Here is a 14,289-nt window from a genome sequence, read left to right as displayed (position 1 = left end):
CGTAACGAAGCATTATCTTTCCCTCAATGCCGCTTCATTTGCTCGTAAAATGGGGTTCAAAATATATTCTAATATTGTTCGTTCACCGGTAATAACATCAACTTGGGTTAACATTCCGGGAATGATTGCCATTTCCTCATTATTTTTATTTTTGATACTTGAGGCATCTGTACGTACTCTAATTAAATAAAAGCTATTGCCCTCTTCATCTTGCGTAGTATCAGCACTAATATGCTCAACCTTACCAGATAGCCCACCATATCGAGTAAAATCATAAGCGGTAATTTTAACTACGGCTGGCAACCCAGGATAAATAAAACCTATATCTCGCGGTTTTATTTTTGCTTCAACCATTAACTTATCTTCAGTTGGAACAATTTCAACTATAGTTTCTCCTGGCTTAACTACACCGCCTAAGGTATTAATATGTATTGTTTTTATGGTACCGACAACGGGGGATAAAATTTGTGCCTTATTAACTTTATCTTGTGTTCCCACTTGTGCTTCATTAATTCTTGATAATGTATTTTGCAGCTCATTAAGCTCTGCTCTCGTTTCCGTTCTATAAACTAAAACAGTTTCTCGACGGTTTAATATAGACTCCTGCCGTGCAGATTTTAATTTTGGTAATAACAAACGTACCGCACCCAACTCCCCCTTTAGCTCATTAACACTACGCTCCAATTTATATAATTCAATTTTAGAAACAATGTTTTTCTCTGCTAATGGTCGAGTTAATTCAAGTTCTTTAGTCGCTATCGAATAGCTAATTTGCAAGGTATTGATTTTCGAATCTAACTCAGCTATTTCCTGTTCTCTTTGCTGTATTTGTTGACCTTGAATCGCTACCTGATTAGTCAAATTATCAAGCCTGCCGATATACTCTTCTTGCTGTCTTTTCACCATTAACAGGGCATTTTTTTTAAGATCTTCAGGATAAACGGGTAGCTTTTTATTTATTTCTATTTGTCGTTGCCACTGTGCATTGTTACCAATTAATACACTTGCTAGCTCAGCCCTAAGCCTAATAACATTGGCTCTTAAACTACTGACTTCTTGTTTTTGCTCCGCAAAATCTGAGCGAAAGCGTGTATCGTCAATTCTAGCTATCGGTTGCCCTTTACTAACTTGCATACCTTCTTGAACAAAGAGTTGTTGCAACACGCCACCATCCAAACTTTGTATAATTTGCACCTGTGTTGAAGGGATAACCTTCCCCATGCCGGACGTTACTTGTTGTAGCGAAGAAAAATAAGACCAAATAAGAAAACTCACCAATAACGCAGCCATCGCCCAAATAGTTAGTCGGTGTAGGCTAGGAACTTCCGTCAGCATAGCTCCGTATACATCATCTGCCATTTCTAAATCTTGCTGACTGACCTTCATTGGCTCATCTCTTGATGTAATTGGCCAGTTTTTAGCTTGGCTAGCACCTGATCTTTGGGTCCATCAATAACGAGTTTTCCTTTTTCTAAGACTATAATTCGATCGACCATTTTTAATAAGTCCATTTTATGGGTGATCAGCAATAAGGTTCTATCTTTTGCCGTCGCATTAATGGATTTTATAAATTGTTTTTCTGCTCTAGCATCTAAGCTAGCCGTTGGTTCATCTAACAATAATATTTGTGGCGAGTTCAATATTGCTCGAGCTAACACGATTGATTGTCTTTGTCCACGGGATAACGCACTACCACTTTCACCGACTTGCTGATCTAAGCCTTGTGAGTCATTATCAGTAAAAACATTAACACCGGATAGCTGCACAGCTCTTATAAGCTGATATTCAGTGACCTGTCTGGTGCCAAAAAGTATATTGTCACGAATAGAGCCATGAAAAAGTGTTATATCTTGTGGTAAATAGCCAAAGTTCCTACGCAAATCACTTGGATGAATTTGTTGATGGTTCAAACCATCAAACTGTATACTGCCTTGCGTTGGTTGATAAAGGCCCAGTAACAGTTTTGCTAAGGTTGTTTTACCTGAGCCATTATGCCCAACAATAGCAACCCTTTCCCCCTGCTTGATATTGACTGACATCTGGTGTAAAAATGTCTGGTCAGCATTCGGGTATTTAAAAGATATTTTTTCCGCACTAATACTTCCTGAAAGCTTAGTTTTGCTGGCCAAGTGTGCCTTATCTTCAAACTCGCCATCTTCTGCCATCAAGGTATCTAGTTGCCTTAAAGCACTAAAAGTTTGATTTGAGCGAGTCATTAAACCCGCCAATTTTGCAATCGGCGATATTGCTCTGCCCGTTAGCATCACTGAAGCAATAATTCCCCCCATTGAAATTAGATTATCAGAGACACGATAAACACCCAAGACAACAACCCCAACGACAGAGACTTGTACAATAAAACTGGCAAAATTAAGTACGGAGTTGGTAATAATTTTAGATTTAAGCAGCCAATTTGCAGTGTGGCCTATCATCTGCTGCCAAGCATTTTGTACTACACCTTCAGCACCATTGGCTTTGATAGATTCCAGAGCGCTTAAACACTCGATTAAATGCCCATGCCGTAAACTAGAAAATTTATTACTCTCTTCTACCGCTAGCCGAAGTTTCTTCTGATTTAACAAGGTATAAGTAATAATGAGAACCGCAGCCACAAGCGGAAATAGCACTAAATCTCCGGCAACAAGCCAAATACAAAGCATAAACAATAATGCAAAAGGCAAATCGACTAAAGCGCTTATCGTAGCGGAAGACAGAAATTCTCTAACGCTATCAAATTCACTTAATTGTTTCGCCATGCCTCCAACACTAGGAGAGCGCTTTTCAAGTGGCACACCAATGACTTTGGCAAATAGTTTTGACGACACTTCAATGTCAATTTTTTTACCAGCAACATCAATTAAATAACCACGTAATTGCTTTAGTATAAAATCAAAAATGTAAGCAACACCAGCGCCAATGGCAAGTACCCAGAGTGATTCAAAAGCCAAGTTAGGAATAACTTTGTCATAAATATTCATCACAAATAATGGCGAAACTAAGGCAAATATATTAACCATTATTGAAGCGATAATCACATCTCGATAGATTGAAGAAACATTTTTAATTTTTTGCCATAACCAATGTTCTTTAGCGTTATCAACGTAAACGTCAAAATTTCGATCACCGCGATACTGCTGTTTGACTAAAAATAAATAACCAACAAAGCTCGATTCCAACTCTTCAATGGTTAATTGCTCTTCACCTCCCGTTTCAGGTAGAGAAACAATAGCTCTATTTTTTTCAACATTAAGCTCTTGCAATACCAATGCTTTCTTATCTTTTAACATCAATATGCATGGCAGCAACATTGACGGTAGTTCGTTTAAACCTTTACGTACCAGTTTAGCGCTTAACCCCGCACGAGAAGCGGCTTGCGGTAGTAACTCTGGGGTAAGGTTAGTAGTATTAATAGGTAAGCCAGCGGAAAGAGCGTCGCCAGAGCATGGATTTCCAAAATGCTCAGTTAACAGCACCAAGCTATCCAATAAAGGATCTGAGCTTAGGTTTTGAGCGGCGTTAATGGTCCATTGAGCTGATGGTTGCACGGTAGATTGCACTGAGTATTATCTTCCTTAAAAACGTCTAACCTAATAACATATTACTATATTACATCATTAGGTCATTGTAATCATTTACTAATATTCACTACATTTTATAAAATATCGGTAGAGTCTAGTTCTGTTAGTTGTGGAACATTTTCAACTGATGCATCACTTTGTAAAGTTGCTCCTTCAGCTAAGAAGCCATTGACTACCGTTGCTTCCGAATCTAATTTTGCTTCTGCTTGCTCAATATCAGCTAAAGGCAATTCATCATTAGCAATCGTATTTTCTTTATCTTGATGCTCATCGGTGGTGATATAATCGTCGATAACATCAGCATGTTCATTGGCAAAAAGATCACTTAAGTCTGGTGAAATGATAGAGTTTCCTTCTTCGTTTCCTATAACAATATCAATATTTTCGTCATTGAATGATAAGTCAATCAGTCCTCCGTCATCAATTAAAGTTCCAGGAGTACTAGCCGGTCCAACATTATAAAAACCTATAGTTAACGTTGCCTGATCTGTTTCAGGGTTTATTGTATCCCCATCTTGAATGGTGTAAACAAACTCAAGTGATGCTGGAATAAGATTAGCATCAACCCCTGCATTAAGAGTAAATAAGTAATACCCAGAACTTTCAATATGTAAGATACCAACTTCAACACCATTAACTTCATATGCGATGTCAAGCTCAGTGATTCCAGATTGAAATTCATAAGTTTGTCCACCAAAATCAATTTTCATCAAACTAATTATGCCGTCGGGTGAACTGTCTGACTGATCACCCGAACTTTCACGATCTATAACATTACCTTTAACCCGACTTTTTGTACTTTCCGTAATACCATTAACTTCATTGGTTTTAAAAGCAACGAAATTACGATCATCAAAAGCATCGGGGGAGAAGTCGATAGTCACAGTCGCATTATCACTTGATAGACTGTCACTTATCGTATATTCGAAAGTCGGAAAATCATTTGGAGCAAGAGTTCCTGTAAGACTTGTATAAGTAAAATCACCTTGGGCATTGATACGTAACGTGCCGCCTTCGACATTCACCGTGACATAACCGCTATCGATAGCAGCCTCAAAATTTAACGCGACGCCATTAACGTGGGTGATATTTAAGGTATTGCCAAAAGTGCCGGTGTCAACCGCTCCATCACCATCGTTATGGCTAATAACATTACCAGAAACAGCATTATTTTCGGTTATAACAAACCGATCATCTTCTGCTATCAGCGCGGTATTCGGTGTTGGTGTAACACCAATAGTTACCGTCGCATCAGCACTTGATGCTCCATCATTGATGGTATAATTAAAGTTAGCTGGGGTAGTATTACTACTCGTATGAGTATAAGTAAAATCACCTTGGGCATTGATACGTAACGTGCCACCTTCAACATTCACTGTGACATAACCGCTATCGACACTGGCATCAAAACTTAACGCGACGCCATTAATATGAGTAATACTCAGTGTATCCCCTTCAGGATCACTATCGACAGCGCCATCACCATCGTTATGGCTAATAACATTACCAGAAACACTGGTTCCTTCATCAACACTAAAGCTATCATCTTCAGCAACTGGCGCGGTATTCGGTGTTGGTGTAACACCAATAGTTACCGTCGCATCAGCACTTGATGCTCCATCATTGATGGTATAATTAAAGTTAGCTGGGGTAGTATTACTACTCGTATGAGTATAAGTAAAATCACCTTGGGCATTGATACGTAACGTGCCACCTTCAACATTCACTGTGACATAACCGCTATCGACACTGGCATCAAAACTTAACGCGACGCCATTAATATGAGTAATACTCAGTGTATCCCCTTCAGGATCACTATCGACAGCGCCATCACCATCGTTATGGCTAATAACATTACCAGAAACACTGGTTCCTTCATCAACACTAAAGCTATCATCTTCAGCAACTGGCGCGGTATTCGGTGTTGGTATTGGAGTTGACACCGGCGTCACTGAAATGGTTAGTGTTGAGGTATCTGTATCTCCTGCGCCATCTGTCACAGTATAAGTTACGACTGGCACTGCACCATTATAATTACTAGCGGGAACAAACGTATAACTACCATCTGCATTTAAGGTTAAATCACCTTCAGCTAATGCCGCCGTCGTACCTATAGCAAACGTAATACCGCCAATAGTAAAGTCTGTCACCGACAATGGATTGTCTGCGCTTGCACCATTGTTTAATACATTACCACTGATATTCGTGTCTTCTGGCGTACTAACCACTTCGTTATCGTCAGTCAAGTCTGACACCGGCGTCACTGAAATGGTTAGTGTTGAGGTATCTGTATCACCTGCACCATCTGTCACAGTATAAGTAACGACTGGCACCGCACCGTTATAATTATCAGCGGGAACGAACGTATAACTACCATCTGCATTTAAGGTTAAATTACCTTCGGCTAATGTCGCCGTCGTACCAATAGCAAACGTAATGCCGCCAATAGTAAAGTCTGTCACCGACAATGGATTATCTGCACTTGAGCCATTGCTTAATACATTACCACTGATGCTAGTATCTTCATTGGTACTGACAATTTCATTATCATCTGTTAAATCAGAAACAGGCGTCACTGAAATTGTTAATGTTGAGGTATTTATATCACCGGCACCATCTGTCACAATATAAGTCACAACAGGTACTGCACCGTTATAATTATCAGCAGGGACAAAAGTATAGCTACCGTTAGCATTCAAGGTTAAATCACCTTCCGCTAAGGCCGCCGTTGCACCAATGGCATACGTCACACCACCAATAGTAAAGCCTGTTAATGATAGTGGATTGTCTGCGCTTTCACCATTATCTAAGACATTACCACTGATGCTAGCATCTTCATTGGTACTGACAATTTCATTATCATCTGTTAAATCAGAAACAGGTGTCACTGAAATGGTTAGTGTTGAGGTATCTGCATCTCCTGCACCATCTGTCACAGTATAAGTTACGACTGGCACTGCACCATTATAATTACTAGCGGGAACGAACGTATAACTACCATCTGCATTTAAGGTTAAATCACCTTCGGCTAATGTCGCCGTCGTACCTATAGCAAACGTAATACCGCCAATAGTAAAGTCTGTCACCGACGATGAACCATTTGAACTAGAAGCATTCGTCAGTACATTACCTGCTATTATAGTGTCCTCTAATGTAGCAATAGCTTCATCATTATCTAATAGATCAAGTGAAGGGGTAGGTAGATTAGTTAATAAACTTTCTGGGTCACTAACAAGAATAGTAGCATTGGCTTGTTCTGTGGTGTCATAACCTGCTTGAGCTATGGTTTCATCAGCTACTCTATTTAAAGTAACAAAACTTGTTCCCTCGTTAGCTACTAAGCCTGCCGCAGTTTCAGGACCTTCAATATCCTCTCCGGAATCAATCAAGTCTTGAATGGCTGATATTTCATTCTGAATATTATTAATATCGATGTTTTCGAACGCAACTAAAGGCTCATTAGCGGGGATAATCTCAACACTAACAGCGCCGTCTAGTTCGTTAGAAGCGTTATACACTCGTTGTTGACTGCCATCATCAAAAGATAACAAAATTTCACTATTCTTTGATAAAACCAGCCGAGCGCCAGCTTCAACAATATCACCAACCTGTAAAGTTTTATTAACAGTAGAGTCAGTGCTAATAGCACCTTTAACCATGGTAACCTGAGCGTCTTTCGAATTAATGTAATTTTGCATGATATAACGTCTCTATTTATGGTTTATTAATCTTGAAACTTTTAAAAAGTAAATGAATAGATTAATAACGGCTTTGACATAATAAAATAAAGCTAACTTGACCTTATGAGTTAATAATTAAGTACAGTCAACAGGAAAATTGTAATTAATTTTAGCAATAAACTTACAGTTCATGCTGTAAATATTTTTATAGTAATAATATAAAGTGAAAACTTATAAATGAAAGGCATATTATTTTAACGGTACTAAAATACCGTTAAAATAAATAACAATAAAGCGGTTTTTAATTACTTCTTAAAGCGGCGAACTGAGAATGCTATTAATGCAAAGCCAAAAATGGCGATTGAAGACGGTTCTGGTACGGAAACCAATTTAAATACATAGTTTATATTATCCCCAGCAGGCGATCTATCGTTAACAAATGCAGAAGTATCACCAATTTCATCATACAATCCATTCACATTATTTAGTGTTACAGATACTGATTCATGTTTTTCGATGATGCCAAACGCACCGACCAAAAAACCTAGGTATGTATCATACCAAGCTTGATGATTTACTATTCCAGTATCATTCGAGCTAATTGCAACTTGATCACTTAAAAGCTCAGGAAAAAGAAAAACTGCAGCATCAACACCATTATATGACGTAGGAATAGGACCAATACCAAAGGCATCAGGGCCATCTGCTAAATCAAAAAAACCAACATATTCCCATTGAATACCAGCATCATCAGCATATAAATCACCAACAATTAAACCAGCATTTGCAGTGCTCATTACAGATATTGAAAAAAATACAATCAATAATAATTTTATGATTTTAGAACTCATACGGCTTCCTTAAACTCTAAATAGAGAAGATAATGATAACATTCAGAATGATAAACATTCTATTAAACTCTTACACATGAATCGAAATGCAAATTTAATACCAACTAATAAATTCTTTTATTTTCATTATACTTAAGTAAAAATAAATATTATAAAATCTACATTGTAAAAATAATCGACAATTTTTAGTACTATGTGTGTAAATTTTTTACACTCAACTTAACTTTAATCATTAGTTAAAATATCATTTATTTCTACCAATCTACGCTTACCTGATTACAATATCAAAAGTAGAAATAAACTAATATTACAAGTCATTACACCAACAAGTTATATATTAACTTTATCATAGTTTAACTTAAACGTCTAAATTACAACAATGATCAGATAACAATTTCCTTAATATAAATCACAAAATAAGCAGTGATATCATGTAATATAAGCCAATAATTTACATACAGCTGAATAGCTAATAATTAAGAGACTATTTTTAATGAGCGAAAATTTTACTCATATTAATGCAGACGGTAATGCCCACATGGTTGATGTTACCCAAAAGAACGTTACCGAACGGACAGCAATTGCCCAAGCTTATATTGAAATGTCGGCAGAAACCTTAGCCATGATTGTAGAAGGAAAGCATCACAAAGGTGATGTTTTTGCTACTGCCAGAATTGCTGGTATTATGGCTGCAAAGAAAACTAGCGAGTTGATCCCACTTTGTCATCCTCTTATGTTAACAAAAATAGAAGTCGACATTATCGCTCAACCGGAATACAACCGTGTGGAGATCACTGCTCTTTGTAAACTTTCAGGAAAAACAGGGGTTGAAATGGAAGCCTTAACTGCAGTTTCCACAGCTGCATTAACAATTTACGATATGTGTAAAGCCGTTCAAAAAGATATGGTTATTAACAACATTCATCTAAGCGAAAAACGTGGTGGAAAATCTGGTAACTATCTTCATAACCCTGCTACTAAATAACGGATGTAGAGATGATTAAAGTATTATTTTTTGCTCGCTTACGCGAACAATTATCAACTGACAGTTTACAAGTAGAAGCAAGTGAAAACCTAACAGTTGATCATATTCGACAACAACTTGCTGCCAAAAATGAATTATGGGCTAAAGTAATGACAGCCGACAGTTTACTTGTTGCCGTTAATCAAGAAGTTACTGATTGGTCACAGCCATTAAAAGACGGCGATGAAATAGCATTTTTCCCTCCAGTTACAGGGGGTTAAATGATTAAAATACAGCAGAGTAATTTTGTTGTGGCAGATGAATACCAATGCTTAGCAAACGATAACCAAGATGGCGCCGTAGTCACCTTTATCGGTAAAGTCAGGGACTTCAACGAAGGTCTTGATGTTCAAGGCTTGTCTTTAGAGCACTACCCAGGAATGACAGAAAAGGTACTAGCTGATATAGAAGCTGAAGCACGCGAGCACTGGCCATTAAATAAAGTGACTATTATTCATCGATTTGGTGACTTAAAACTTGGCGAACAAATTGTTTTTATTGGTGTAACTAGCCCCCACCGTAAAGCTGCGTTTGCCGCCTGTGAATTCCTCATCGACTTCTTAAAGACTAAAGCACCCTTTTGGAAAAAAGAATTAACCAGTGATGGTAGCATCTGGTTAGACGCCAAAAATAGTGATGATGATGCCTCACAACAATGGCACAAAAAACTGACTAAATAACACTATTATTTACAATAACTACAGCGAGACTATCCATGCTAAAAGCCGGACGTTATCAACATTTCAAAGGTAACTTTTACCAAGTACTGCATATTGCAACGCATAGTGAAACAGAAGAAGCCATGGTCGTTTATCAGCCTGAATATGGCGAAAGAGCAATTTGGGTTAGGCCACTTGCTATGTTTGACGAAACAATTGAAAAAGAGGGTAAAGTCATCAAACGCTTTCGATATGTATCTGATGAAAGCTAGCTTCTGAAGCTAAAGTTGATAGGGGGTTATTTTTAACTTCCTTTTAGTTTTAAAAGTAGATTGTCATTTTCATCTTTCAATAAATCAACAACCCGTAAAAACACCGTTATATTTTCTTAACACATCATTTCAATAAAACCTTCTTATTAGCAATGAATCGCTTTATCAAAAACGTTTGTTCTTATATGAAGCAACTTTTTACTATGCCTATTACTTACTTTATTAAAAAAAATCATGAAAAATCTAGTTTGTTTGCAAAGATAGATTAATAATCTGCAAAGGTAGCGAATATACAGTAGTCCTTCGCAAAGGATAGTCAGTGGAAAGCAGAAAAATCATTTACAATTCAATTATATCATGCGCAAAATAAAGCCAACACTCATCAATAATAAGACCAAAGCACATGGCTATGAAAATAGAGTTAAATGAACAACATTTGGCTCCTGCATTATCATCTAAAAACATTTACCTTAGGCCGGCAACCAAAGCAGATTACCCTGTAATAAAAGTATATCGACAAGATCCCGAAAATTGTCGTTATATTCGCCCGCCTGAAAGTGATGAAGAAACAATGGAAATTGTAATGCAACTTTCAAAACCGTGGAATTTGGCGTCTGGACATTGGAACGGTTTAGTTATTTGCTTACAAGAAGATGACACACTTGTTGGTGAAGTAGTATTTCGTATAGAAGATTGGGAGCATCAACGTGCTGAAATTGGTTATCGCTTGAGCGAAAAAGCAGCTGGCCGAGGAATTTGTACAGAAGCGGCAAACTTACTGATTGATTACATCATCAAAGAACTTGGTTTTTTCAAAATTGTTGCTAAATGCGATCCAAGAAACATTTCTTCGTATCGAGTCATGGAAAAATTAGGCTTTAAAAGAGAAGCTTTTTTTAAAGATCATTATCTTATGGGTGATGAATGGACTGATCAATATGACTACGGTTTATTAGCAAGTAATTGGCAGGAAAATGGCAAGTAAAACCTAACAAATAAAAATAAAGGAACACGCTATGGACAAACTATTTTTAGGCATTAATAACCATGTGATTTGTGTAAATAAAAAAGATGGTGCTGAGTTATGGAAAACGAAACTACGCAGCTCAACAATCACTAATGTTTACTATGAAGCCAACAGCGTATTCGCATATTCTGGTGGGCATTTATATTGTTTGAATGCTCAAGATGGCGAAATTATTTGGGAAAACCAACTTAAAGGACTAGGCTACGGTACTTGCATTATCGCTAGTGAACATCAAAACTCTACCGTTATTACCAGCCAAATTGCTACTCAACAAGCAGGTGCAGCAGCAATTAGTGTTGCCGGAGTTGCAGCATCAAGCTCTTAACGTGTAATGATGTTCAATTGCGGTATTTAGAATATTAAACCCAGCACAAAAAAATTAATCATTTATGGTTAAAATAAGTTTGCCAATATTTTCATTGTTCATCATCAATTGGTGAACACTTTCAACTTCTTGCCACGAGCTCTGTTGATAAATAACAGGGCTTATTATTCCTTGTTCAAGTTGCTGATAAAAATCAGCTTTAAAAGCGTTTACTAACTTATTTTTATACTCATCAGTGCGGTTTCTAAGTGTTGTTGCCGTTATATTGATGCGCTTTAACAGCATTTTAGCGACATCAATACTTTCAGCGTAACGTCCGCCTAACATTGATAACATCACAATGTGCCCGTCTAATGCGCAAACGCTAATATTTTTATTTACATACGCCCCGGCAACCACATCAACAATAACGTCATAATTCTGCTTTTTCTCTTTCGAGTAACTAACAAAGTCTGTCAACTGATAATTTATGACTTCATCAGCCCCTAATACCTTGCAAGCCGATACTTTTTCGTCATTGCCAACCGTAACGGTCACGTGACAATGTAAGCTTTTTGCTAATTGAATAGCAGCACTACCGACACCGCTTGCACCTGCGTGAATTAATACCTTTGAATGTGGCTTTAAGTCAGCAATGAAAAATAAACACTGGTAGGCCGTTAAATAGGCTTCAGCAATGGCTGCGCCTTCAACGTAGGAAAAATTACGCGGTAATTTGAAAAGGTGCGCTGTTTTTACTTTTACATACTCTGCATATGCACCACCTGGAACAATAGCAAAAACCTTATCATCGATAGAAAAAGTACCATTTAACCTTGTTTCACTACCAATGGCAACAATATCCCCGCAAGCTTCAATGCCAACAATTTCAGACTCTCCGGCAGGCGCCGGATACTTACCTTGCTTTTGCAAAATATCTGCTCGATTAACACCAATCGCTCGAACTTTAATCAAGCATTCATCACTGGAAATTTCAGGCAATTTCGTTTCACAGAAATACAGCATTTGCTGTTCATTAATGGCTAAATATTGCAACTTACTTCCTAATGGAATAACTAGATTATGTAATATTTTGCCTTATCTAGCGTTTAATACCAATAGCTCTGCACACATTGCAGATGAATATTAAGTACAATTGACCATAAGCTAGCTAATCGCGAAAAAGTGGTGCTCTTGCCAAGGTACTTTTTTCGTTTCAATATTGTCTACTTCAGCTTGCGGAGGCCCATGTGCTAGCCATTCAAGCATCTTGTTTACTTCTTGTTGCTCGCCACACATCAATATTTCTACATCACCATCCGTTAAATTACGTGCATAGCCGCTTAAACCATGATCAATAGCAACTTGTTGGCTAGAAGCCCTGAAGTAAACGCCTTGTACTTTACCGCTTACATGCGCCATATAACTTACATTCATAATTTTTCACCTTACCTTTTACTACATGCTTTTGTTATTTTTCGCTTAAAAACTCTCATTTATCGCAATAAGTGAGAAATAGTTAACCTAGAACATTGCACGCGACTAATGCATTGACTAAACTCGCGCAATTATTATTGTTAATTATAAGTATAGGCATATGTCAGCAAGAATTTATTTAAAAGTTGCTCGTGAAAAATCATTATTGCGAAAACACCCGTGGATATTTTCTCAAGCCATCAACAAAATCAAAGGCAACCCAATGCTTGGTGATACTGTTGATGTCTTTGACAATAAGGGAAACTGGCTAGCTAAAGGCGCATACTCTCCAGAATCTCAAATCAGAGTTCGCGTTTGGACTTTTGAAATTGACGAAGAAATAGATACTGATTTTTTTCGTAATAAATTGTTAAAGGCGCAAGCTCGTCGTGATTGGTTTATCGAAAACGGTGGTTTAACTGGCTATCGTCTTATCGCGGGTGAATCTGATGGCTTACCTGGTATTACTATTGATAAGTATGACAATTTTGTTGTTTGCCAACTCCTGAGTGCTGGTGCAGATTTTCACCGTTATACCTTAGTTGAATGTCTAAAAGAGCTTTATCCTGGTTGTCATATTTATGAACGTTCAGACGTTGATGTTCGTAAAAAAGAAGGCTTAGAGCCTGTTACAGGTTGGTTAACTGAGCCTCAAGACTCAACAGAATGCGTTATTGAAGAGCATGGCATTAAAATTCACGTTAATGTTGCTGAAGGCCATAAAACCGGCTTTTATTTAGACCAACGAGAATCTAGAGTTGCGGCGGGTAAATATGCCAAAGGTAAAAGCGTATTAAACTGTTTTTCTTATACTGGTACTTTCTCACTGCATTGTGCGGCCAATGGCGCAAAAGAAGTTATCAACGTCGATGTTTCAGAAAGTGCTTTGGATCTTGCTAAACAAAATGTCGAGCTTAATGGACTAACAGATAAAAACGTTTCATTTGTTAAAGCCGATGTTTTTAAACTATTACGCCAATACCGTGATGAAAAGCGTACATTTGATATGATTATTCTTGATCCTCCAAAATTTGTTGAGTCTAAAGCTCAATTAACGGGTGCGTGTCGAGGCTACAAAGATATCAACATGTTAGCCATGCAATTGCTAAAACCTAACGGTACGCTGTTAACCTTTTCATGCTCTGGCTTAATGGAAGCAAGTTTATTTCAAAAAGTAGTGGCTGACGCGGCATTAGATGCAAAAAGAAAGGCTTATTTTGTCGATAGACTTCATCAAGCACCTGATCACCCCGTATCGTCAAACTACCCGGAAGGTTATTACCTTAAAGGATTAGTCTGCCAAGTAGAGTAACAAATAAATATCCTAGCTAGTGTGAAGTGCTAGCTAGGTGTTTGAAACATAAAGCAATGGCTATTTAGTACAATTTTAAGTCCCTTAATTATCATAAAATTATTTA

The 14,289-nt window shown here is 37.6% G+C and carries 13 protein-coding genes; 7 read left to right on the top strand and 6 right to left on the bottom strand.

Going from position 1 to position 14,289, the window contains the following annotated elements; all coding sequences use genetic code 11:
• Positions 1–12: 12 nt before the first annotated feature.
• The 4 genes from B7C41_RS15230 to B7C41_RS15215 all read right to left on the bottom strand — a co-directional run bounded on the left by B7C41_RS15230 (position 13) and on the right by B7C41_RS15215 (position 8,109).
• The gene (locus B7C41_RS15230; protein ID WP_085299803.1) at positions 13–1,386 is read right to left on the bottom strand and encodes an HlyD family type I secretion periplasmic adaptor subunit; all 1,374 of its coding nucleotides are present in this window, start codon (positions 1,384–1,386) and stop codon (positions 13–15) included.
• On the bottom strand, positions 1,383–3,557 hold the full coding sequence (locus tag B7C41_RS15225; protein ID WP_085299802.1) for a type I secretion system permease/ATPase: 2,175 nt from the start codon (positions 3,555–3,557) through the stop codon (positions 1,383–1,385). The genes B7C41_RS15230 and B7C41_RS15225 overlap by 4 nt, the downstream gene beginning before the upstream one ends.
• A gap of 95 nt (positions 3,558–3,652) precedes the next feature.
• Positions 3,653–7,276: an Ig-like domain-containing protein gene (locus tag B7C41_RS15220; RefSeq protein WP_085299801.1), complete on the bottom strand. Its 3,624-nt coding sequence runs from the start codon at positions 7,274–7,276 to the stop codon at positions 3,653–3,655.
• A gap of 287 nt (positions 7,277–7,563) precedes the next feature.
• Positions 7,564–8,109 (bottom strand): PEP-CTERM sorting domain-containing protein, encoded by a 546-nt coding sequence (locus B7C41_RS15215; RefSeq protein ID WP_085299800.1) that lies wholly within the window; start codon positions 8,107–8,109, stop codon positions 7,564–7,566.
• A gap of 493 nt (positions 8,110–8,602) precedes the next feature.
• Here B7C41_RS15215 and moaC point away from each other — a divergent pair, with 493 nt between their 5' ends.
• The 6 genes from moaC (at position 8,603) to B7C41_RS15185 (ending at position 11,416) form a co-directional block, all read left to right on the top strand.
• Positions 8,603–9,094, top strand: a complete 492-nt coding sequence (moaC, locus tag B7C41_RS15210) for a cyclic pyranopterin monophosphate synthase MoaC (RefSeq protein WP_085299799.1) — start codon at positions 8,603–8,605, stop codon at positions 9,092–9,094.
• 11 nt (positions 9,095–9,105) lie between these two features.
• Positions 9,106–9,354, top strand: a complete 249-nt coding sequence (moaD, locus tag B7C41_RS15205; RefSeq protein WP_085299798.1) for a molybdopterin synthase sulfur carrier subunit — start codon at positions 9,106–9,108, stop codon at positions 9,352–9,354.
• Complete coding sequence (gene moaE / locus B7C41_RS15200) at positions 9,355–9,813, top strand: molybdopterin synthase catalytic subunit MoaE (RefSeq protein WP_085299797.1); 459 nt, start codon at positions 9,355–9,357, stop codon at positions 9,811–9,813. It begins immediately after the preceding gene.
• A gap of 35 nt (positions 9,814–9,848) precedes the next feature.
• Complete coding sequence (locus B7C41_RS15195; RefSeq protein ID WP_085299796.1) at positions 9,849–10,064, top strand: DUF1653 domain-containing protein; 216 nt, start codon at positions 9,849–9,851, stop codon at positions 10,062–10,064.
• A 409-nt stretch (positions 10,065–10,473) separates the two neighbouring features.
• On the top strand, positions 10,474–11,049 hold the full coding sequence (locus B7C41_RS15190) for a GNAT family N-acetyltransferase (protein WP_158089144.1): 576 nt from the start codon (positions 10,474–10,476) through the stop codon (positions 11,047–11,049).
• 31 nt (positions 11,050–11,080) lie between these two features.
• Positions 11,081–11,416, top strand: a complete 336-nt coding sequence (locus B7C41_RS15185; protein ID WP_085299794.1) for an outer membrane protein assembly factor BamB family protein — start codon at positions 11,081–11,083, stop codon at positions 11,414–11,416.
• Positions 11,417–11,470: 54 nt separating this feature from the next.
• Here the strand turns inward: B7C41_RS15185 and B7C41_RS15180 are convergent, their stop codons facing one another.
• A complete protein-coding gene (locus B7C41_RS15180; RefSeq protein ID WP_085299793.1) occupies positions 11,471–12,451 on the bottom strand; it encodes an NAD(P)H-quinone oxidoreductase in 981 nt (326 codons plus the stop codon).
• Between the two features lie 111 nt (positions 12,452–12,562).
• On the bottom strand, positions 12,563–12,832 hold the full coding sequence (locus B7C41_RS15175) for an acylphosphatase (RefSeq protein WP_085299792.1): 270 nt from the start codon (positions 12,830–12,832) through the stop codon (positions 12,563–12,565).
• Between the two features lie 160 nt (positions 12,833–12,992).
• Here B7C41_RS15175 and B7C41_RS15170 point away from each other — a divergent pair, with 160 nt between their 5' ends.
• Positions 12,993–14,183, top strand: a complete 1,191-nt coding sequence (locus B7C41_RS15170) for a class I SAM-dependent methyltransferase (RefSeq protein WP_085299791.1) — start codon at positions 12,993–12,995, stop codon at positions 14,181–14,183.
• Positions 14,184–14,289: the final 106 nt, after the last annotated feature.

Source organism: Cognaticolwellia mytili, from assembly GCF_002104475.1.
Lineage (GTDB): Bacteria > Pseudomonadota > Gammaproteobacteria > Enterobacterales > Alteromonadaceae > Cognaticolwellia > Cognaticolwellia mytili.
This window is presented reverse-complemented; position numbering and strand designations above follow the sequence as displayed.

Bases quoted from the DNA above. Each gene is read 5' to 3' on its own strand.
- B7C41_RS15175 (WP_085299792.1), bottom strand. From the start codon at position 12,832: ATGAATGTAAGTTATATGGCGCATGTAAGCGGTAAAGTACAAGGCGTT.
- moaD (WP_085299798.1), top strand. From the start codon at position 9,106: ATGATTAAAGTATTATTTTTTGCTCGCTTACGCGAACAATTATCAACT.
- B7C41_RS15215 (WP_085299800.1), bottom strand. From the start codon at position 8,109: ATGAGTTCTAAAATCATAAAATTATTATTGATTGTATTTTTTTCAATA.
- B7C41_RS15230 (WP_085299803.1), bottom strand. From the start codon at position 1,386: ATGAAGGTCAGTCAGCAAGATTTAGAAATGGCAGATGATGTATACGGA.
- moaE (WP_085299797.1), top strand. From the start codon at position 9,355: ATGATTAAAATACAGCAGAGTAATTTTGTTGTGGCAGATGAATACCAA.
- moaC (WP_085299799.1), top strand. From the start codon at position 8,603: ATGAGCGAAAATTTTACTCATATTAATGCAGACGGTAATGCCCACATG.
- B7C41_RS15170 (WP_085299791.1), top strand. From the start codon at position 12,993: ATGTCAGCAAGAATTTATTTAAAAGTTGCTCGTGAAAAATCATTATTG.
- B7C41_RS15190 (WP_158089144.1), top strand. From the start codon at position 10,474: ATGAAAATAGAGTTAAATGAACAACATTTGGCTCCTGCATTATCATCT.
- B7C41_RS15185 (WP_085299794.1), top strand. From the start codon at position 11,081: ATGGACAAACTATTTTTAGGCATTAATAACCATGTGATTTGTGTAAAT.
- B7C41_RS15220 (WP_085299801.1), bottom strand. From the start codon at position 7,276: ATGCAAAATTACATTAATTCGAAAGACGCTCAGGTTACCATGGTTAAA.
- B7C41_RS15195 (WP_085299796.1), top strand. From the start codon at position 9,849: ATGCTAAAAGCCGGACGTTATCAACATTTCAAAGGTAACTTTTACCAA.